Annotated in this window: 20 protein-coding genes and 1 pseudogene; 9 read left to right on the top strand and 12 right to left on the bottom strand. The window is 68.4% G+C overall.

Annotation, left to right across the window (positions count from 1 at the left end; translation table 11 throughout):
- Positions 1–225: 225 nt before the first annotated feature.
- The 7 genes from DT343_RS00980 to DT343_RS00950 form a co-directional block, all read right to left on the bottom strand.
- Positions 226–660 (bottom strand): MucR family transcriptional regulator, encoded by a 435-nt coding sequence (locus DT343_RS00980; RefSeq protein WP_055753018.1) that lies wholly within the window; start codon positions 658–660, stop codon positions 226–228.
- A gap of 150 nt (positions 661–810) precedes the next feature.
- Positions 811–2,028 (bottom strand): DUF2336 domain-containing protein, encoded by a 1,218-nt coding sequence (locus DT343_RS00975; RefSeq protein WP_112861400.1) that lies wholly within the window; start codon positions 2,026–2,028, stop codon positions 811–813.
- 43 nt (positions 2,029–2,071) lie between these two features.
- The gene (locus tag DT343_RS00970; protein WP_112861399.1) at positions 2,072–2,320 is read right to left on the bottom strand and encodes a zinc-ribbon domain-containing protein; all 249 of its coding nucleotides are present in this window, start codon (positions 2,318–2,320) and stop codon (positions 2,072–2,074) included.
- A gap of 2 nt (positions 2,321–2,322) precedes the next feature.
- A complete protein-coding gene (locus DT343_RS00965) occupies positions 2,323–2,970 on the bottom strand; it encodes an OmpA family protein (RefSeq protein WP_112861398.1) in 648 nt (215 codons plus the stop codon).
- A complete protein-coding gene (locus DT343_RS00960) occupies positions 2,967–3,545 on the bottom strand; it encodes a hypothetical protein (RefSeq protein WP_112861397.1) in 579 nt (192 codons plus the stop codon). Before DT343_RS00960 ends, DT343_RS00965 begins: the two co-directional genes overlap by 4 nt.
- Positions 3,546–3,715: 170 nt before the next feature.
- Entirely contained in the window at positions 3,716–4,696 is a 981-nt protein-coding gene (gene cysK / locus DT343_RS00955) for a cysteine synthase A (protein ID WP_017505835.1), read from the bottom strand.
- 105 nt (positions 4,697–4,801) lie between these two features.
- Entirely contained in the window at positions 4,802–5,563 is a 762-nt protein-coding gene (locus DT343_RS00950; protein WP_112861396.1) for a LytTR family DNA-binding domain-containing protein, read from the bottom strand.
- A gap of 134 nt (positions 5,564–5,697) precedes the next feature.
- Between DT343_RS00950 and DT343_RS00945 the strand changes: the two genes are divergently transcribed.
- A complete protein-coding gene (locus DT343_RS00945; RefSeq protein WP_112861395.1) occupies positions 5,698–6,687 on the top strand; it encodes an alpha/beta hydrolase family protein in 990 nt (329 codons plus the stop codon).
- A 21-nt stretch (positions 6,688–6,708) separates the two neighbouring features.
- On the opposite strand, the gene DT343_RS00940 is transcribed toward DT343_RS00945, so the two are convergent.
- The gene (locus DT343_RS00940) at positions 6,709–8,634 is read right to left on the bottom strand and encodes a methyl-accepting chemotaxis protein (RefSeq protein ID WP_112861394.1); all 1,926 of its coding nucleotides are present in this window, start codon (positions 8,632–8,634) and stop codon (positions 6,709–6,711) included.
- A gap of 14 nt (positions 8,635–8,648) precedes the next feature.
- Here DT343_RS00940 and DT343_RS17965 point away from each other — a divergent pair.
- A pseudogene (locus DT343_RS17965) lies at positions 8,649–9,970 on the top strand (carbohydrate porin).
- 4 nt (positions 9,971–9,974) lie between these two features.
- Here the strand turns inward: DT343_RS17965 and DT343_RS00930 are convergent.
- The gene (locus tag DT343_RS00930) at positions 9,975–10,457 is read right to left on the bottom strand and encodes an Lrp/AsnC family transcriptional regulator (RefSeq protein ID WP_112861393.1); all 483 of its coding nucleotides are present in this window, start codon (positions 10,455–10,457) and stop codon (positions 9,975–9,977) included.
- An 84-nt stretch (positions 10,458–10,541) separates the two neighbouring features.
- On the opposite strand from DT343_RS00930, the gene DT343_RS00925 reads away from it, so the two are divergent.
- Positions 10,542–11,450, top strand: a complete 909-nt coding sequence (locus DT343_RS00925) for an EamA family transporter (RefSeq protein WP_112861392.1) — start codon at positions 10,542–10,544, stop codon at positions 11,448–11,450.
- Here DT343_RS00925 and DT343_RS00920 read toward each other — a convergent pair.
- A complete protein-coding gene (locus DT343_RS00920) occupies positions 11,447–12,943 on the bottom strand; it encodes a methyl-accepting chemotaxis protein (RefSeq protein WP_112861391.1) in 1,497 nt (498 codons plus the stop codon). The genes DT343_RS00925 and DT343_RS00920 overlap by 4 nt on opposite strands.
- Before the next feature lie 202 nt (positions 12,944–13,145).
- Here DT343_RS00920 and fliI point away from each other — a divergent pair, with 202 nt between their 5' ends.
- Genes fliI through DT343_RS00905 form a run of 3 tightly spaced genes read left to right on the top strand, consistent with a single transcriptional unit; the run spans position 13,146 to position 16,154 of the window.
- Positions 13,146–14,489 carry a flagellar protein export ATPase FliI gene (gene fliI / locus DT343_RS00915; RefSeq protein ID WP_055753010.1) on the top strand — a complete coding sequence of 448 codons (1,344 nt, stop codon included), beginning with the start codon at positions 13,146–13,148 and terminating at the stop codon, positions 14,487–14,489.
- A gap of 8 nt (positions 14,490–14,497) precedes the next feature.
- Positions 14,498–14,908, top strand: coding sequence for a hypothetical protein (locus DT343_RS00910; protein WP_055803572.1), 411 nt, complete (start codon positions 14,498–14,500; stop codon positions 14,906–14,908).
- Positions 14,898–16,154 (top strand): endo-1,4-beta-xylanase, encoded by a 1,257-nt coding sequence (locus DT343_RS00905; protein WP_258522461.1) that lies wholly within the window; start codon positions 14,898–14,900, stop codon positions 16,152–16,154. The genes DT343_RS00910 and DT343_RS00905 overlap by 11 nt, the downstream gene beginning before the upstream one ends.
- Positions 16,155–16,235: 81 nt before the next feature.
- Here DT343_RS00905 and DT343_RS00900 read toward each other — a convergent pair whose 3' ends face one another.
- Both DT343_RS00900 and DT343_RS00895 read right to left on the bottom strand, forming a co-directional pair.
- Positions 16,236–16,481, bottom strand: coding sequence for a hypothetical protein (locus DT343_RS00900; RefSeq protein WP_091748534.1), 246 nt, complete (start codon positions 16,479–16,481; stop codon positions 16,236–16,238).
- Positions 16,482–16,572: 91 nt separating this feature from the next.
- Positions 16,573–16,767 (bottom strand): hypothetical protein, encoded by a 195-nt coding sequence (locus DT343_RS00895; protein ID WP_017505846.1) that lies wholly within the window; start codon positions 16,765–16,767, stop codon positions 16,573–16,575.
- Positions 16,768–16,962: 195 nt separating this feature from the next.
- On the opposite strand from DT343_RS00895, the gene DT343_RS00890 reads away from it, so the two are divergent.
- From DT343_RS00890 to DT343_RS00880, 3 genes are all read left to right on the top strand, one after another.
- The gene (locus DT343_RS00890) at positions 16,963–17,679 is read left to right on the top strand and encodes a response regulator (protein ID WP_112861390.1); all 717 of its coding nucleotides are present in this window, start codon (positions 16,963–16,965) and stop codon (positions 17,677–17,679) included.
- Positions 17,667–18,980: a sensor histidine kinase gene (locus tag DT343_RS00885; protein WP_112861389.1), complete on the top strand. Its 1,314-nt coding sequence runs from the start codon at positions 17,667–17,669 to the stop codon at positions 18,978–18,980. Before DT343_RS00890 ends, DT343_RS00885 begins: the two co-directional genes overlap by 13 nt.
- Positions 18,981–19,067: 87 nt before the next feature.
- Positions 19,068–20,447, top strand: a complete 1,380-nt coding sequence (locus DT343_RS00880; RefSeq protein WP_112861388.1) for a serine hydrolase — start codon at positions 19,068–19,070, stop codon at positions 20,445–20,447.
- Positions 20,448–20,464 lie beyond the last annotated feature (17 nt).

Raw genomic sequence — 20,464 nt, 5'->3', positions numbered from 1 at the left:
CCTGCGGGGGAGGGTGGCTGAGGCGCAGCCGAAGCCGGGTGGGGACGGCAAGCGACGTCCCACCATCCTTCTTGTTTCAAGAAAGTGAGTCCCTGCCGGGCCGGCCCCACCCGGTCGCTACGCGACCACCCTCCCCCGCCGGGGAGGGAGAATGCTCGTGCCGCCAAAACGAAAACGCCCGCCTCCTGTCGGAAGCGGGCGTTTCCAGACCGAAACTGATCCGTTTTACTTCTTCGCGCGGGTTCCGGCGGCGCGGGCGGGCTTGCGGCCGCCCTGGCCCAGGCCCATCGACTTGGCCAGTTCCGAACGCGCCTTGGCGTAGTTCGGGGCGACCATCGGATAGTCTTTCGGCAGACCCCATTTGGCGCGGTATTCTTCGGGGCTCATGTCGTACTTGGTGCGCAGGTGACGCTTCAACGACTTGAACTTGCGGCCGTCTTCCAGGCAGATCAGGAAATCGGGCGCGATCGACTTGCGGATCGGCACCGCCGGTTCCTTGGGTTCAGGTTCGGCCTCGACCGGACCATTCGACACGCCCGACAGCGCCGCGTGAATATTGGCGATAAGCGCAGGCAAGGCCTCTGCCGAGACCGAGTTGTTGCCGACATAGGCCGACACGATGTCTGCGGTCATTTCCAGCAGTTCGGGCTTATCTTCCATTATGGACTTCGCTTTCCTGATCTATTGAGTTCGGCTGATTCTCCAACCGAACGACCCCAATAGCGTCATAGAGTTGTTTCGCGGTGAAAGCAAACACGCGTATAAGCGGTGCGATATGCACGTCTATGCATTCGACTTTAGTGATCAGACCTATCGGCCGAAGTCTTCTGCCAGCACCATCATCGCCGCCCGCTCTGGGGCCGAATATTCATCGACGGCGTCATCCTCGCCGTCGCGAATGGCGCGCAACAGCGTGGGCGTCAGGGCTGAAGACAAGGACCAGTTCCAGTAACGCAGCACCGTCTGGGCGCGATCGACGGCCAGCATTTCATAGGTGATCTGCACCCGCTCCCAATCGGGATGGATATGACCGTCCGCCGTCGTCTCGGGCCGCCGCATAGAGCGCCAGAGATTGGTCAGATCGACGCGCGACATCCCCGTCGCCTTGCACAGGATGGCCAGCGGCTCGCCGCCGGGATCGCCCAGCAGCTTGGCGCCCGTCAGCGGTTTGATCCCGGCCAGGAAGGCGATCTCGGACGCCGTCTCGCGCGTCAGGCCGTCGCGGGCGGCGACCATGACCGCGTGCTCCAGATTGTCGAACGGGCTTTTTTCGACGGCGGCGCGGTTCCTCTGACGACGCTCGATGAACTGCAACGCCTTGCGCGCGACCGGGTCGGACCAGCCTTCCTGATTGGCCATGGGAAAGACGTCCTCCGACGCCTCCTGCATGACTTCGCGAGACACAGCGAACCGTTGCAGGATGGTGCGGCGATCCTCGGGCGCGCACCACCAGAACATGACATAGGCGCCCGACGGCCTCAGCTCGGGTCGCTTCAGCAGGGGGCTGCACAGGCTCGGCGACTGGCGGCTCAGGCCCACCACCGTCTCGATGCCCAGCTGCGACAGGCGCGCGGTCGTGTTGCGCAGCACCGCCTCGATCACTTCCATCTCGCCGAACGAGAAGAGAGTCTCGGTCACGATCTCCGACAGACCGCGTCGCGCCGCGATCATAAGCCTGTGCTCGAAGCCGGCGTCGCGCGCGCAGCCGACGATGTCCGCATCGCTCAGCGACGCGCACTGTTCGATCAGCAGGGCGGCGACATCCGGATCGTCGCGCAACAGGATACGCGCCACGCTGTTGGGCAGTTCGGCCAGCGGCGCCAGACGCGCGGCCACGCGCTTGCGTTCATCGTGCGAGGCCAGCCGCAGCATCTCGACCAGCAGGTCGCCCGTCACCGACCGCTCGAAAGCGTTGATGCGGCTGGCGGGCAGCGACACGACATCGGCTAGACGCTTCAGCAGCGCCCGGCGCGCACGCAGCGGCGGCGGAGTCGCCTCGTCCCCGATCATGGCTGCCAGATCGCCCATCCCCCCACCCTAGACGCGAGCGGTTAACCGGGCGTGAGCCGGATCAGCTCTTGTTGACCACCACCACGATGGCCAGGATGACGAACAGGATCAACGCCAGGATGCGCGCGATCCACGGCGCGGCGACGAAGACGCCCAGCACGGTGAAGCCGCTCTTGACCGCCTCAGGCCGCGTCAGGGCCTGTTTGAACGTGCCGCCGCCGTCACCTGCGATCGGATGACCGCAGTTGGGACAGGCGACCGCCGCCTGCGACACCTGACGCCCACAGGCGGGGCAAGGGATCAAGCCCATGCTCAGCCTCCCGCACGCGGCGTGATTCGGATCTCGACGCGGCGGTTCTTCTGACGCCCGTCGGGATCGTCCGAACCGTCCGGCTTGACGTTCGGGGCCACGGGTCTCCGCTCGCCAAAGCCCTCAGCGCCCAGGGTGCGCCCGGCCTCGCGTTGCAGCCGCGCCGCCACCGCCCGCGCGCGGCGCAGCGACAGGCCCTCGTTATAGGCGTCGTCGCCCTTGGCGTCGGTATGGCCGCCGATGCTGACCTGGGCCTGCGGATAGCTTTTCAGCAGTTCCGCCGCCCGCGTCAGGGCCGGCTCGGCGTCCGCCCGGATCGTCGCCTTGTCGAAGTCGAACAGAACATCGGCCGGCAGGTCGATCACGATCACCCCGTCGGCGCGCCGCGCGTTCAGTTCGCTCAGCAGGCTGCGGGTCGTCTCGACCCGTTCAGGCGCGACCTCGGACGAGACGAACACGCTTTCCAGCGCGCTGTCCGGCCCCGACTTGGCGAAGGTGGACCGGGGCGCGGCCATGTCTTTCTCGAAGGTGGAGCGCAGGCCGATGGCGCTGCCGCTCATCAGGCGCACCGTCAGGGCCGAGGCGACGCAGGGCGTCAGACCCGCAGCCAACAGCGCCGCCGCCATGGCGGGCGCGTGTCGTCCCGTCATCCGGCCGCTCCGGTCGTCGGAGTCTGAGCTGCCTGTGCGGTCAGCGGGATCGTCATGCGCAGGAACGGCCCGATGATGCTGTCCGAGGTGGAGCCTTCGTTGAACACGACCGAAATCTGGTTCACCCCGGCCGGCACCGCGCCCATGAAGACCAGGCGGCCGTTCATCGTGTCGCCCTTGACGATGTTCATGTTCGGATTGCCCTCGGGCGGCTTCAGACGCAGCTTCTGGCCGTTGGGCAGTTCGATATAGGTGGCGTTGGTCGCCATCTGCACATTGTTCGTCATGTCGCTGGCGAACGAGATGCTGACGTCCAGGATGGTCGCGTCCTCGGCCAGGTCGACGTTCTTGACCCGCACCGTGGCGCCCACCTCGGTCACGCCCTGCACATCCACCGGCACATTGCGGATCTGGCGCGGCTGGGCGGTGACGGGAGTGTTGGCGGCGGCTGCGACCTGTTGCTCGGGCGACATCGACGGATCGACCGCCGCCTTGTCGTCATTGTTGGAACAGGCGGCGAGCGCCAGGGCCGAGACCCCGGCGACGGCGATCAGGCGAAGGGCGGCGACAGGCATGAAACGCTCCGGCGTTGTTGATCCGCCGCGCGTCGTCCCTCATCCCAAGCGGAGCCGCACGCGCGTCCGATATCGAACACGCGAACGGCCTAAAGGCTCCGCTTGGAGCGTGATCGTTTTTTGACGAAGCCGCGCGGCGGCGGCGTCAAAAAGCGTGAATCATGCTCCCTTTAAAGCCCTTCGAAAAGCGCGGTCGAAAGATAGCGTTCTGCGAAGGACGGGATGATCACCACGATGGTCTTGCCCGCATTCTCTTCGCGCGCGGCGATGCGGAAGGCGGCGGTCAGGGCCGCGCCCGAGCTGATGCCGACGGGAATGCCCTCGACCCGCGCGGCCTTTCTGGCCATGTCGAAACTGTCGTCGTTCGAGACCTGCTCGACCCCATCGACCACCGACGGATCATAGATGGCGGGCACGAAGCCGGCGCCGATGCCCTGGATCTTGTGCGGGCCGGGCGCGCCGCCGGACAGCACCGGAGAGGCCTCGGGCTCGACGGCGATGAACTGCACAGAAGCCTTCTTCGCCTTCAGCGCCTGGCCCACGCCCGAGATGGTGCCGCCGGTGCCGACGCCGGCGACGACGATATCCACCGCCCCGGCCGTGTCGTTCCAGATCTCCTCGGCCGTCGTGACGCGGTGAATGGCGGGATTGGCCAGGTTCTCGAACTGCGACGGGCTGATCGAGTTCGGCGTGGTCTCCAGCAGTTCCTGCGCCCGCGCGATCGCGCCCTTCATCCCCTTTTCGGCCGGCGTCAGCTCCAGCCGCGCGCCCAGCAGCGCCAGCATCTTGCGCCGCTCGATCGACATGCTTTCGGGCATGCACAGCGTCAGCTTCAGCCCCTTGGCCGCCGCCACGAAGGCCAGGGCGATGCCGGTGTTGCCGCTGGTCGGCTCGATCAGCACCGTGTCCTGATCGATCTTGCCCGCCTCCTGCAGCGCCTCGACCATGGCCACGCCGATCCGGTCCTTGACCGAGGCGATGGGGTTGAAGAACTCCAGCTTGGCCAGAACCGTCGCCTTCGTATCGTATTCCGCCGACAGACGCGGCAGCCGCACGATGGGGGTGTCGCCGATGGTGTCGACGATCGAGTCATAGACCTTGCCCCGGCCCTTCTTCAGGTGGCGGGACGCGTCATAGCTGAAGTCGGTCATGGAAAAGGTCTCCTCGAATGCTGGCGCACAACAGATAAGGCCTTGCCGCCCCACGCAAGGGGTGACGCGCGATGATTTCTGCGAACGACCGTCAGAACCCTTGACCTAAAGCCAGCCCGCGGCCCGCAGGTTGGCCACCCGCGCGCGCGACACCGGCGCCGTCAATCCGCCGGCCAAGGCCAGGCGCAGGTTACGGCCGTCCTCGACGACCCCGACGATGGCCGCGCGCGCCACCCACCACGAGCGATGGGTCTGAAGCCCCTCGACGCCCTTCAAAGCCGAGACAGCCTGCGACAGCGACATCAGAACAAGCTGCGACCCCCGTGTCGTGTGTAAGCGCACATAATGGTCCTCCATCTGCAGGCAGATCAGGTCACGACCCAACCCGGCGGGCAGGGTACGCGGGAAGCCCGGATCGCCTTCATCCGCTCGCGTCGCCGCAGCGGACGTCCGCATCCGCAACAGGGCGTAGAGCGCTACATAGACGGCCCCGATCAGCAGAGCCTGCCCATACCATTCGACCCAGCCGACACGCTGGCGAATGCCGGGCCACATAAGCACGGCGATCATCCGGCTGATCACGGCGGTCGGCCCGCTGGCGACGACGATCAGCACCGGCAGCCAGAACCGCATGGACACGCGTCTGCGGCGCATCCTGGGCCAGGCCCAGCGGATCGCAGCGCCGAACACCGCGCCGCTGATCACCAGAACCGCCGTCCAATAGCCGATCCGCACCGCCAGCCCGTCGTTGAAGAAGCTGCCGAAGGGACCGACCGCGCCCAGCACCACCCCCGTCACGGCGCAGGCCGCCAGATCGACGGCCCAGGCGCGCGGCGTATTCAGTCTGTCAGCGGCGTTCTGCTTCATCGGCCCTCCCCTCTTCAGCCCACTATCGTCGAACCCTTCGCCCGTCCACGCACCCGTTCGCCCATTGGCGAAATGCGACTGGCGCTTGCTCGCCGTCGGTCAGAACCCTGGCCCGCTCGACCAAGGAAACCGACATGACCCATCGCTCCCCGCCTCAAAAACTGACCGCCGGCGTCAGCTTGGCCCTGACCCTTCTGGCCGGCGCCGCATCCCCCGTGCAGGCGACCGCGCCACAAGCCGAAGGCCCGGCGCGCGCCCAGACCGATCCGCAGGCGCCCGACCAGGTCTTCACCTTTCCCGGCGGACCGGACGGCGCGGTCGAGGCCGGGGTCTGGCTGCCGAGCCGCCGCGCCGATGGCCGGCCCGCGCCCCTGATCGTCATCTCGCACGGCAACGGCGGCGGCTTGCGCAGCCATGCCGACACCGCCAGAGCCCTGGCCGACGCCGGCTTCGTGGTCGCCGCCCTGACCCATCCCGGCGACAACTATCGCGACATGAGCCGCTCCACCCAACTGACCAATCGCGCGCCCCAGCTCAGCCGCCTGATCGACTACATGACCGGCGACTGGCGCTCGCAACCGGGCGGCGTCGCCGTCGATCCGAACCGCATCGGCGCCTTCGGCTTCTCGGCGGGCGGCTTCACGGTCACCTCGGCCATCGGCGGGGTCTCGGACGCGGCGGCCATCGGCGACCATTGCCAGGCCCATCCCGGCTTCTTCGCCTGCCGTCTGCTGGACGCGATGGGGATCGACCTGTCGACCTGGCGTCCGCGTGCGAAGGACGACCGGATCAAGGCCGCCGTCATCGCCGCCCCGGCCCTGGGTTTCTCCTTCACGTCCGACAGCCTCGCCGCCGTTCGCATTCCGGTTCAGCTGTGGCAGGCGGGCGCCGACGACATTCTCCCCGCGCCCTACAACGTCGAGCCCATCCGCGATCGCCTAGGCGCCGCGCCCGAGTATCACCGGGTCGAAGGCGCAGGCCATTACGACTTCCTGCCGCCCTGCTCTCCGGCCCTGGCGGCCGAGGCGCCGCAAATCTGCACCCCGACGCCAGGCTTCGACCGCGACGCCTTCCATCACGACCTCAACCGCGACGTCGTCCGCTTCTTCCAGCGAATGCTCTAGCCGTCGGGCGAGCCGCCTCGGCTAGAACTCTTCCCAGCCGTCGGCGTCGGAGGTCGGCGCCAGGGCTGCGCCGCCGCGACCGAGCGTCTTCATGGCGGTGACCGTGCGCGGCGCCGGCGATGGGGCGGGCCGTGCGGGCGCCGGGCGCTGCTGGCGCTGAGACGTTTGCCCCACCTTGAAGCGCGCGACGGCGGCGTTCAGGCCGCCGGCCTCCTGCGACAGGGAATGGCTGGCTGCGGTGGATTGCTCGACCATGGCCGCATTCTGCTGGGTCATCTGGTCCATCTGGTTGACGGCCGTATTGACCTGCTGGAGCCCGGTCGCCTGTTCGGCGGCCGATCCGGAAATGTCGGTCACCAGGGTCTCGATCTGCGCCACATGGGCGGTGATCCGCTCCAGGCTGGCGCCCGTTTCCCCGACCAGACGCACGCCGGATTCCACTTGGCTGGCGGACTGGGTGATCAGGGATTTGATCTCTTTGGCGGCCTGGGCCGAGCGTTCGGCCAGGGCCCGGACCTCGGAGGCGACGACGGCGAAGCCCCGGCCGCTTTCGCCGGCCCGCGCCGCCTCGACCCCGGCGTTCAGGGCCAAGAGGTTGGTCTGGAAGGCGATTTCGTCGATCACGCCGATGATCTGGCCGATCTCGTTGGACGAGCGTTCGATCTCGCCCATGGCCGTAATGGCGTCGCGGACCACAGCGCCGCTCTTGTCAGCGTCGCCGCGCGCCGCCTGGACCGCGCCGGCGGCCTGAACGGCTCCGGAGGCGGTCGCCCGCACGGTGGCGGTGATCTGGTCAAGAGCAGCGGCGGTTTCTTCCAGGCTGGCGGCCTGTTGCTCGGTCCGACGCGACAGATCGTCGGCGGCCTGGGCGATCTCACCGGCGCCGGCGTTGATGGCTCCGGCGTTTGCGGCGATCGAGCCGATGGCCTGCTGCAGCCCGTCCAGCGCCGCGTTGAAGTTGGCGCGAAGCTGCTCATAGGCGCTGGGGAACGGATCCTGAATGCGGTAGGTCAGATCCGCGCCGGCCAAGGCCTCCAGCCCCTGGCTCAGGCCGGTCACGACCGTGGCCTGCTCGCGCGCGGCGGCCTGACGCGCATGGTCGCCGGCGGCGCGGTCTTCATCTTCTCTCAAACGTCGCTGTTCCGCCTGGGCCGCCTCGGCCTGGGCGCGGCTGACGATCAGGGCCTGAATATCGACCACGGCGCAGGCGATGTCGCCGATCTCGTCCTTGCGGCGCGCCTCGCCCAGATGGACCTCGGTCTTGCCCTCGGCCATGGCGCGAAGGCCGCCGGTCAGCCGTCGGATGGGCGCCACCAGGCCGCGCACGCCGCCCAGGATCAGGCCGATGCTGATGAGCAGGCTCAGGATCACCGCGCCGATCATGATCAGCCGCCCTTCGACCGCCGTCGCCTCGGCCGCGTCGTGGTTCTTCAGCGCCGCCGCCTCGATCTTGTCGGCCGCGTCCCCCATGGCGGTCTCCAGGGTCGAGAACTGCGTCAGGAACGCCGGCATCATTCGCTGCGCCTGCGCCGGGTCCCGCCCGGCGGCATCCACGACCTCGCCGGCCGCGTCGACATAGGTCTTCAGCGGCGCATCAACCGATTCCAGCGCCGCCTTGATGGCCGGGTCCGTCGCCAGGGCCGTGTTGTCTGTGATCGCCTTTTCAAACGTGGCGCGATGTTCGCTCAGGGCGGCTCGGACATCATCCAGGGCGACGCCGTTCTTCGGATCGGCGGACAGCAAGGCGGCGAAGACATCGGCACGCAGGGCGTCGTGCATCATGTCGGCCTGCATGTGGTTTCGCAGAACCTCGCCGGACACGGCCGCGCGGTCCAGGGCCTCGCTCAGCCGGGTGTTCACCATCAGTCCGACACTGGCCGTGCCGACGGAGAGCAGCAGCACCCCGATCCCGGTCGCCGTGACCTTCTTGCCGATGGTCCAGATCATGGCCGCGCTCCTAGATGATGCGTATAGCAGCGATAGACGAACCAGGGTTAACGCTTCGCTTCCGTCGCGTCAGGGCAGGCGACGGCGACGATAAGGTCGTTCTTCATCTTTTCGGATTACGAAGGTCTCCGACAAGAAGGAGACCTGGCATGCAGAATGCGACGCCACGGAAGACCGCCTGCCTGCTCGCCGTTCTGGCCGCAGGCCTCGCTCTAACGGCCGTTCCGGCTGCGGCCCGCGTCGCCGATCCCTCCTGGACGGTGGCGGCGGAATACACGGCCGATGTGTCGGGCGTCGTCTCGGGCGCAGCGACCAGAGCGGGCCGCTATCTGGACAATCTGTCGGTCACGCTGGACGGCGACCTCGAACAGGCGGTGGGTTGGCGCGGGGCTCGGCTGCATATGTCGGGCCTGTACAATGGCGGGGGCGAACCCAACGCCCTGGCCGGCACGCTACAGGGCGTGGATAATATCGAGGTGGCCCAGCAGGGAGCGCGCCTGTTCGAGGCCTGGATCGAACAGGATCTGGGCGGCTCGGCCTCCCTGCTGGCGGGCCTGTATGATCTCAACAGCGAATTCTACGCCACCGAGGCGTCCGGCCTGCTGATCGCGCCGCCCTTCGGCATCGGGTCGGAACTGGCCTCCACCGGCCCGAACGGCCCGGCCATCTTCCCGTCATCGTCGCTGGCGGCGCGCCTTCGGGTGGACAGGCCAAGGGACCTTACGGTCAGGTCGCCGTCGTCAACGCGGACGCCCGCACTCTGGGCGATCGCGGCGGCGTGGACACCAGCCTGGACGAAGGGGTGCTGGGCATCGCCGAGGCCGGCATGAGCGGCCCGATCCGCTACGCCGTGGGCGTCTGGCGCTACGACCAGCGTCAAGACGACATCCGCGACCTGACCCCCGACGGCGATCCCGCCCAAAGCCGCGCCCACGGCGCCTACGCCCTGCTGGAAGGCAAGCTTTTCGGAGACGCCGAGGAGGGTCCGCGTATCGACGGCTTCACGCGTCTGGGGCTGTCGGATGGCGACACCACGGATTTCAAGGGCGGCTGGCAGGCCGGGCTGCTGATGCAGCGCATCTTCGCCGCCCGTCCTGACGGTCAGCTGTCCTTCGGCATCCACCAGGGCTGGCTGTCGGACAAGGCGCGCGCCAACATCGCCGACACGGGTCTCGATCCCAGCCGCCACGAAGAGGGGATCGAACTGACCTATGCCGACACGATCGGCCGGTTCGGCGTCCAGCCCGACATCCAGTTGATCCGCAATCCGGGCGGGGTGCGCGACGCGGACGATGTCGTGGTGGTCTCCCTGCGCGTCACCGTGCCGCTGTTCTGACGGTTCAGCGCTCCAGCACCGCGCGGGCGGGGTCGAAGCCGACGACCTCGCGGATCACGATCATGCTCTTGAAGCCGCACACGCCCTTTTCGGGGACCAGTTCGCGGATGCCGAAGACCTCGTAGTCCTGCATGGACCGCACGGCGACGGTCAGCAGATAGTCGGTTTCGCCCGTCACATCCCAGCAGCCCTGAACCTCCGGGCTGGCCTTCATGGCGCGCTGGAAGGCGTCCATCACCTTGCGGTCCTGGGTGTTCATCTCGACCTGGACATGCAGCACGATGCGCGGCTCGACCCTGGCCGGGTCGATCACGGCGACGTCGGCGGCGATGACGCCCTCGGCCCGCAAGCGACGCAGGCGGCGCAGGACGGCGGATTCCGACAGGCCCACCGCCTCAGCCGTCACCCGCGCCGGCTCCAGATTGTTGCGCCGGACCCGCATCAGCAGCTTATGGTCGAAATCGTCGAGCGTGACGAAATTCGTCATTACGAGGTCTCCAGTGACGATTTCCGTCGCATTCAAGCGGAAAATCGCCGGGAAGCGCAAGCGGCGTTACGCTAGCTTTACGCCATGACGTCGCTGCCCCTGAAAACCCATCTGAACTCGCCGCTGGCGGCGCGCCTGATCCCCTATCTGGCGCTGTTTGCGGGCATGGTGACGCTGGCGTGCGGCACCTCCTTCGCCAAAACGCTGTTTCCGGTGATCGGGGCGGAGGGGACCTCGGCCTATCGCGTCGGGATTTCTGCCGTTCTGCTGGTCGCCGTGTTCCGGCCCTGGCGGTTCCGTCTGGCCCGCGCGGACCTGGGCGCCATCGCGCTTTACGGCGTCGTGCTGGGGGCGATGAACCTCAGCTTCTACATGGCCCTGCGCACCATTCCGCTGGGTCTGGCCATCGCCATCGAGTTCATGGGGCCGCTGACCCTGGCCCTGATCCATTCCCGAAAGCCCATCCATTTCGCCTGCATCGGTCTGGCGGTCGTCGGCTTGGTCCTGCTGTTGCCGATCAAGGCCGGGGCCGGCGCGCTGGACCCTGTCGGCATGGCGCTGGCGGCCTTCGCCGGCCTGTGCTGGGCGCTGTATATCGTCTTCGGCAAGCGGCTGTCGCACCTGCACGCCGGTCAGTCGGTGGCGCTGGGCATGAGCGTGGCGGCCATGGTCGTCGTCCCGCTCGGCGTGGCCCATGCTGGCGCCGCCCTGCTGAACCCCGCCATCATCTTGGCGGGCGTGGCGGTGGCGATCTTCTCCAGCGCCCTGCCCTATTCGCTGGAGATGGTGGCCTTGCGCAGCATCCCCAAACGCACCTTCGGCGTGGTGCTCAGCGCCGAGCCGGCCGTCGGCGCCCTGGCCGGGCTTCTGATCCTGCACGAGCATCTGACCGGCCAGCAATGGCTCGCCATCGCCGCCATCGTCGCCGCCTCGGTCGGCGCGATCGCGACGACGCGAGAAGCGAAGATCGAGTTGGAGCCCAGCGCGCCCTAGAACGCCTCCCAGTCCTGTGTCAGGGCCGCCGACAGCCCGCCGCCGCCGGCATAGGCGCGGACGCGAGCACGCTCGCGGTCCAGCGAGACGGGTTCGGCGCCCTTGGACAGATCGTGGACGCGGGCCGGCGCGGAGGCCTCTCTGGTCTCGAACCGTTCGACCAGATGCGCCAGTTGCTCGGTCTCGTTCTTCAGGCTCATCGCCGCCGCCGTGGTCTCTTCGACCATGGCCGCATTCTGCTGGGTGAGCTGATCCATCTGATTGATGGCGGTGTTCACCTGGCTCAATCCGGCGGCCTGTTCCTGGGCCGAGCTGGCGATTTCCGAGATCAGGGCGTCCATTTCGGCCACCTTGACCGTGATCGCCGACAGGGCCTCTCCGGTTTCGTCCACCAGACGAACGCCCTGCGCCACCTCTTGGCCGGACGTCGTGATCAGGATCTTGATCTCCTTGGCGGCCTCGGCCGAGCGTTGGGCCAGGGCCCGCACCTCGGACGCCACGACGGCGAAGCCGCGTCCCGCCTCGCCCGCCCGCGCCGCCTCGACCCCGGCGTTCAGGGCCAGAAGGTTGGTCTGGAAGGCGATCTCGTCGATGACGCCGATGATGTCGCTGATCTGGGTCGAGCTGCGCTTGATGCCGTCCATGGCGGCGATCGCCTGACGCACCACCTCGCCCGAGCGGTCGGCTTCGGTCCGGGCGCCCACGGCCGCCGTCGACGCCTGTTTGGCGCCCTCCGCGCTGCGTTTCACCGTGGCGGTGATCTGGTCCAGCGCCGCCGCCGTCTCTTCCAGACTGGCGGCCTGACGTTCGGTGCGTCGCGCCAGGTCGTCAGATGCGCCCGAAATCTCGCTGACCCCGCCCCTCAGACCCTCGACCGCGCGCAACGCCTGATCCAGGGCTTGCCGAAGGCTTTCGACCGCTGAGTTATAGTCGTCGCGCACCTTCACGTGCGCGCCCTGCATGGGTGCGTCGATACGCGCGGTCAGATCCCCGGCCGACAGTTTGTTCAGCACCCCCGCCAAGGCGTCCACCAGCAAGGCCTGCGCCTTTTCCCCCTCGACCCGTTCGGCCTCGCGACGCGCGGCCTCCTGTTCGTCGGCGGTGATGTCGATGGCCAGTTTGATGACCTTCACCGGCCGTCCGTCGGGTCCGAAGACGGGGTTGTAGGAGGCCTGCAGCCAGACCTCGCGCCCGCCCTTGGCGATCCGCCGGAACTTGCGCGCCAGGAACCGCCCCGCATTCAGCTCGCGCCAGAAGGCCGCGTAGTCGGGCGACTCCGCCTCGACCGGGTCCATGAACTTGCGGTGATGCTCGCCGCGGATTTCCTCCAGACTGTAGCCCATCGTGTTCAGCAGGTTCGCATTGGCGTCAATGATCGTTCCGTCCAGATTGAACTCGATCAGCGCCTGCGACCGGCCGATGGCCTCCAGCTTTCCGTTCAGATCAGCCAGTCGACCGTGCGCTTCCGACGACTTGAATTTATGCGCGAACATAGGCCCCAACCTCTTCGCTATCGGCAGACCCCCGCCCGCCTCGGTTGCAACATTAGCGCGTCCAATCATTGAAAAATGGTTTCTCGCCTGAGTTGCAACGCTTACGTACTTTTGCGGATCAGGTTGCCAGGATGCGTCGGCGCTTCATCGGTCGTTAACCACGTTGCCGCATCTGTTGAGCCCTGTTCCTGGGGTCTGATTTTTGCGCAATCTCGTCGCCGCCGTCGAAGCGATCGATCCGCTGGTCGTGACCGGCAAGGTCGCGGGCGTGTCGGGCCTGCTGATCGAGTCGCGCGGCGGCCTGTCGCGCCTCGCCGTCGGCGCCCGGGCCGAGATCGGACGGCGCGGCCACGATCCCCTGCCCGCCGAGGTGGTCGGTTTCCGCGATTCCAAGGCCCTGCTGATGCCCTTCGGTCCGGTCGAGGGCGTGGCCCCCGGCGCCGACATCCGCATCATCGACCAGGCCGCCAGCGTGCGCCCGACGACCGCCTGGCTGGGCCGCATCATCGACGCCTTCGGCCAGCCGATCGACGGCAAGGGACCATTGCCGCAGGGCCCCGCCCCCTACCCTTTGCGCGCCCCGCCCCCGCCCGCCCATTCGCGCGGCCGGGTCGGCGAGCGGCTGGACCTGGGCGTGCGGGCCATGGACGTCTTCACCACCACCTGCCGGGGCCAGCGCCTGGGCATCTTCGCCGGTTCGGGCGTGGGCAAGTCGGTGCTGCTGTCCATGCTGGCCAAGGAGGCGACCTGCGACGCCGTCGTCGTCGGCCTAATCGGCGAACGGGGCCGCGAGGTGCGCGAGTTCGTGGAAGAAACCCTGGGCGAAGAGGGGCTGAAACGCGCCGTCGTCGTGGTCGCCACCTCGGACGAACCGGCCCTGAAACGCCGTCAGTCGGCCTATATGACCATGGCCATCGCCGAATATCTGCGCGACCAAGACCTGGAGGTGCTGTGCCTGATGGACAGCGTAACGCGGTTCGCCATGGCCCAGCGCGAGATCGGGCTGGCGGCCGGCGAGCCCCCGACCACCAAGGGCTACACCCCCACCGTCTTCACCGAACTGCCCAAGCTGCTGGAGCGCGCCGGTCCCGGCCCGATCCGGCCCGACGGCACGACGGCGGCGCCCATCACCGCCCTGTTCACCGTCCTGGTGGACGGCGGCGACCATGACGAGCCGATCGCCGACGCCGTGCGCGGTATTCTGGACGGCCACATCGTCATGGATCGTAAGATCGCTGAGCGTGGCCGCTTCCCCGCCATCGACGTACTGAAGTCCGTCAGCCGCACGATGCCCGCCTGCCAGACCCCGCCAGAGCGCGAGCTGAACAAGCGCGCCCGCCAGTGCCTGAGCGCCTATGCCAATATGGAAGAGCTGATCAAGATCGGCGCCTACCGCACCGGCGCCGACCCCATCGTGGACCGGGCCATCGCGCTGAACCCCGCGCTGGAAGATTTTCTGGGTCAGGACAAGGACGATGCGACGCGTCTTTCCGATTCCTTTACCCGGCTGGAAGCAATCCTGAACCAAGGCATGATCAGGGAGTGATGATTTAGATGACCGCTTGGGCCCAATCCCTGATCCGCATCTCCAACTATGAGGTCGAGACGCTGCAGAAGCGCCTGGCCGAGATCGCCGAACGCCGCGCCGGCGCCGAACTTCGCATCGCCGTGCTGGACGCCGAGGCCGAGGGCGAACGCAACCGCGCCCGCATGGACGCCGAGGCCGGCATGATGCTGGGCGCCTATCTGAACGGCTGGAAATCAAGGAAGGCCGCGGCCGAAGGCGACCTGTCGGTGCTGGACGCCGAGGAAGCCGGCGCCCGCGACGCCCTGACCGGCGCGTTCGAAGAGCTGAAGAAGTTCGAACACGTCGCCGAGACCACGCGCCTGAACCAGCTGATCGCCCTCGCCAAGCGCGAAACCGCCGCCTTCGACGAGCTGGGTCTGCGGAAGCGTGCGGTCTGACTCCAAAGATCCTCCCTCGCATCGCGGGGGAGGAGAACCGCGCGTAGCGTGGTGGAGGGGGCGGACGTCGCACGGACCGTCGTCGTCGGTTCTTGCTCGCCCTGTTCAGATCGAGTCTGAGGTCGCCCCCTCCACCGCTTCGCGGTCCCCCTCCCCCGTTCCGCTGCGCTCTTCGGGGGAGGATTTCAGTCGCCGCACAATCCTCGCCGCCCCGCTCGCGCTTGCCGCCTGCGACCGCTTCGCCTCGGCGGAGCCGTCGCCGCCCAACGTCCCCCCGCTGAAGTCCATCGCCCCCGCCCCCTTCGGCACGGCGATCAAGGCCAGCCAGATCGACGACCCGGACTGGGTCGCCCTGGCGCGCGCCAACGTCTCCCAACTCACGCCCGAGTGGGAGATGAAGATGGAATACATCCTGGCCGACGGCCTGGACCGGCCCAACTTCGACCGCTCGGATCGTATCGCCGCCTTCGCCCAGGCTGAGGGCATGGCGATGCATGGCCACACCCTGATCTGGTACGCCCAAGGCAAGGAGGCCTTCGCCGGCCTGTCGGGCGCCGCCTTCGACCGCGCCTTCGACGGCTATATCGCCACGGTCGCCGGCCGCTATCGCGGCAAGGTCCGCAGCTGGGACGTGGTCAATGAGCCGATCCTGGACGATGGTTCGGGGATGCGCGACTGTCACTGGTCGGCGCGATACGGCCACGACGGCTATATCCTGCGCGCCTTCGAAAAGGCCCGGATCGCGGATCCTGACGCCGTCCTGTTTCTCAACGAATACAATCAGGAAAGCGTGCCGGCCAAGGGCGCACAGTTCCTGAAACTGGTCGAGCGCCTGCTGAAGGCCGGCTGTCCGCTGCAGGGCCTGGGCCTGCAATCCCACCTGTGGATCGACATCCCCGAGGGCCTCATCGCCGCCTATATGCGCAAGATCAGCCAGTTCGGCCTGCCGATCCATGTGTCGGAGCTGGACTGCACCCTGCGCACCGAAAACCGGCTGGACCTCCGCAGCCAGGCCGACCGGATCGCGGCCCAGGGCGCGCGCGTCACCGAACTGGCCTCGGCCTTTGCGACCCTGCCCAGGGCTCAGCAGTTCGCCTTCACCGTCTGGGGCCTGCGCGACACCGACAGCTGGTATCGCCAGGGCGACAAGGACGACGGCCGGGACAAGCCCCTGCCCTTCGACAGCTTCGGCCGTCCCAATCCGATGGCGGCCGCCATAGCGGCAGGCTTCAAGACCCCCGCCTGACGACAGGCTTGTGAATACGGAAACGCCCGGCCGTCTTGCGACAGCCGGGCGTTCCTGTGCGAACCGGAGGGGGCGGCCGGTTTACTTCTTCTTGGCGGTCGCGGCGGCCGGCGCCTGTACCGAGGTCTGGGCCTGGGCTTGATGACCCCGGCGGTGCGCACGCGGGGCGCGGGCCGACGGCGCAGGGGTCGTCGCCGAAGCGGTCGCGGCCGGACGGGCGGTCATGGCGGTCGAGGGCGCCGGGGTCGTGCCGGCGAAGGCGGCGCCGCTGGTCAGGGCGACGAAGGCGACGGCGGAAACGGCGGCGGCGGTGCGGAAGGATTTCATGTCGATGTCTTTCTTTTGAAGGTCGAAGTCTCAGGCGTGTCGGGGATCCTGCCGGCCGGGGACGCCGGCAGGACCAGCAAGGCGTCGGGCCTTACTTCTTCTTGGCGGGCGTCACGGCGCGGTGGGTGCGGGCGTGGCTGACCCGATGATGCGCACGGGCGGAGGCGGCGGGGCGGGCATGAGCGCCCGACGACGGGGCCGAAGGCGTGCCGGCGAAGGCTGCGCCGCTGGTCAGGATCACCAGGGCGGCGGCCCCGAAAGCGGCGGTGGAACGGAAGGACTTCATGGCGGGTCTTTCTGTGGGTTTGGCGTCCGGCCTCGTGTCGGACAACTGCTGTTTCCGACCCGCGTCCGGCCGGTTCGGGGCCGGTCGGTGTCGCCGCGTATCGTCGGCGAAGAGAATTGTGTCCGACTGTATCCGCCGCGCTTTGGCCATGAGACAGGACGACAGATCGCGCGTCTTGCCGCCCGCCACACGCCAATGTCCCAGACCTCCGCCGCCCCTGTCCTTCTGGTCGTCGACGACGACCGCGAGATCCGAAACCTGTTGTCCGACCATCTGGAGCAGCACGGGTTTCGCACGGTGAAGGCCGCCGACGGCCGGGCGATGAAGGCGGCGCTGGAGGCCGGCCCGGTCGATCTGGTGGTGCTGGACCTGAACCTGCCGGACGAGGACGGCCTGTCGCTGTGTCGCGGCATCCGCGCGGCGTCCAAGACTCCCGTCATCATCCTGACGGCGCGCGGCGATCCCATCGACCGGATCGTGGGGCTGGAGATGGGCGCGGACGACTATATGGCCAAGCCGTTCGAGCCGCGCGAGCTGGTGGCCCGCATCCGCACTGTCCTGCGCCGCACTGGCGGCGAGGCGACGACGAACGAAGGGCGACACGCCGACTTCTCCGGCTGGTCGCTGGACATCGCCGCGCGGGCGCTGACGGCGCCGGACGGGCGGCTGGCCCCGCTGTCGGGCGCCGATTTCGACCTGCTGCACGCCTTGGTCAGGAACGGCGGCAAGCCCCTGTCGCGCGAGCGGATCCGCGCCCTGTCCACCGTCGCCGACGCCGACGACCGCGCCATCGACCTGAGGGTCAGCCGCCTACGCCAGAAGCTGGGCGACGACGCCAAGGCCCCGGCCCTGATCCGCACGGTGCGCAGCCTGGGCTATATGCTGGCGGGGCCTGTGACATGGCGAGCGTGAGAACCCGCCAAGGCCGGGCCGAGGCCGAGACCACGCGGCTGTTCCTGCTGCTGCTGGTCGGCGCCCTGCTGGCGGCGGGCGTGACCTTCGCCGCCCTGGGCCTGAACCATCGCCATCGCCTGTCCCAAGCCCATGACTTCACCACCGCCGAACGGATCGTGGACCTGGCCGGCTCCAGCGACGATCCCGCCGTCGGCCTGACCGACGGACTGCCGGATGCGGCGGGCCAAAGGCTGGGCGCGCCCGATCCGTCGCTGACCCATGCGGTCGCCGAGGCGCTGAAGCGGCGCGGCGTGGACGGCGTCTCGGTCAAGGCGTTCGAGGCCTCGGCCGGGGCGTGCGGCGCGGCGACCGATCGTCTGAGATGCCGCATCCTGGTCCTGCGGCCCGTCAATGGCGCGCCTGTCCCGGTGGCGATCAGCCTGCCGCCCGCCCCGCGCCCCTGGACGCTCAGCCGCGAGGCCGCCGCCCTGCTGTTCGCCGGGCTCGCCGCCGTGCTGCTGACCGGCTGGATGGCGTCGCGTCTGGCGGCCGGGCCGCTGAACCGTCTGTCCCAGGGCGCCGTCGCCCTCAGCCACGATCTGGACCGCCCGCCCCTGGTCGAGGAGGGCGCGCGCGAGGTCCGCGAAGCCGCCGCCGCCCTGAACGCCATGCAGACCCGGCTGAAGGCCCTGATCGAGGATCGCACCCGCGTGCTGGCCGCCGTCGCCCACGACCTGCAGACGCCCCTGACCCGGATGCGGCTGCGCGTCGAAAAGATCGAGGACGAGACCCTGCGCGCCCAGTTCATCAGCGACCTGGCCGGCATGCAGCATCTGGTCCGCGAAGGCCTGGACCTGGCCCGGATCGAAACCACGGTCGAAGCCGTGACACCCGTCGATCTGGACGCGCTGCTGTCCGCCATCTGCGAGGACGCGGCCGAGGCGGGCCAGCCGGTCGTCTTCACCGAGGGTTGCAACGCCGTCGTGCCGACCCGGCCCCAGGCCCTGCGCCGCTGCCTGACCAATCTGATCGACAACGCCGTCCGCCATGGCGGCGACGCGGCCGTCAGCGGCGTGCGCGACGACCATGCGGTGCGCCTGATCGTGCGCGACCACGGTCCCGGCGTGGCGCCCGATCAGTTGGAGAAGCTGTTCGAGCCCTTCTACCGCCTCGATCCGTCCCGCTCGCGCGACAGCGGCGGGTCCGGCCTGGGCCTGACCATCGCGCGCCGCATGGCCGAACGCGCCGGCGCCCATCTGACGCTCGCCAATGCCGACGGCGGCGGGCTGGAGGCGACCCTGACCTTCCGACAGCCCTGACAAAAAGGTCGCGGCGCCTGCATCCGAACGCCGCGCTCGCCGCCTCTCTCTGAAAGCGTTAGCGTGACGCGTTCAGGAGACCGCCCCTTGCCTCATTCGTTCCTCGCCCGCCGCCGTCCGGCTATCCTGCTGCTGGCCGCCAGCGCCCTGGCCCTCACGCTCAGCCCGCTGGCCAGCCGCCCGGCCGCCGCCCAGGACGCGGCGCGCATGGACCAGGTGATCCGCGCCTCCAGCGACGCCGACGCCTTTTCCGGCTCCGTCCTGGTCGCCCGCGACGGTCGCATCCTTCTGGATCAGGGCTACGGCCTGGCCAATCGCGAGTGGAATATCCCCAACGACGGTGATGTGAAGTTCCGCCTCGGTTCCCTGTCGAAACAGTTCACCGCCGTCGCGGTCATGCTGCTGAACCAGCAGGGCAAGCTGGATCTGGATGCGCCGATCAAGACCTGGCTGCCCGACGCCCCGGCGGCCTGGGACGCGATCACCCCGCGCCATCTGCTCAGCCACACGGCGGGCGTGCCCAACTTCACCGCCTTTTCCGACTTTGAGGCCCAGAAGACCCGGCCCGCGACGCTGCCGCAGCTGATCGCCCGGTTCCGCGACCGGCCGCTGGACTTCGCGCCCGGATCAAGGTTCGCCTATTCCAACTCGGGCTATATCCTGCTCAGCGCCATCATCGAGGCGGTCAGCGGCCAGACCTACGCCGACTTCGTAAACGCCAATCTGTTCCAGCCGCTGGGCATGAGCGACAGCGGTTACGACCGCCACGACGTGATCCTGCCCAGCCGCGCCTCGGGCTATGCGCCGGGCGCCGACGGCGTCGTCAACGCCGACTATGTGGACATGACCATCCCCACCGGCGCCGGCGCCCTGTATTCGACCACCCACGACCTGCTGAAGTGGGAACAGGGCCTGTTCGGCGGGCGGCTGCTGAACGCCCAATCCATGACCGCCCTGACCACGCCGGTGCACAACGGCTACGCCATGGGGCTGGTGGTTGCCGAGGCCGACGGCAAGCGTCTGATCTGGCACAACGGCGGCATCGAGGGCTTCAACACCTATATGGCATATGACCCGGGCGACCGGACGGCCGTCATCGTCCTGGGCAATCTGAACGGCGAGGCGCCCGACAAGCTGGGCGCGGCCCTGGTCACCCTGGCGCGCGGCGGAACCGTCACCCTGCCCAGCGAACGCCGCGCCGTCGCCCTCTCGCCCGAGGTGCTGAAGGCTTATGAGGGCGTCTATAATCTGGCCCCGACCTTCGCCCTGACGATCTCGGTCGTGGACGGAAAGCTGATGGCTCAGGCCACCGGCCAGCCCGCCTTCGAACTGACGGCGGAGGCCCAGGACGCCTTCTACCTGACCGCCGTCGACGCCCAGATCACCTTCACCCGCAACGCCGCCGGCGCCGTCGAGGGCCTGGTCCTGCACCAGGGCGGCCGCGACATGCCGGCCAAGCGTCAGTAGGGTCTCAACGCAAAACG

The sequence above is a fragment of the Brevundimonas vesicularis genome, assembly GCF_900445985.1.
Lineage (GTDB): Bacteria > Pseudomonadota > Alphaproteobacteria > Caulobacterales > Caulobacteraceae > Brevundimonas > Brevundimonas vesicularis_D.
The sequence above is the reverse complement of the archived record's forward strand: the minus strand, read 5'-3'. Positions and strand labels throughout refer to the sequence as shown.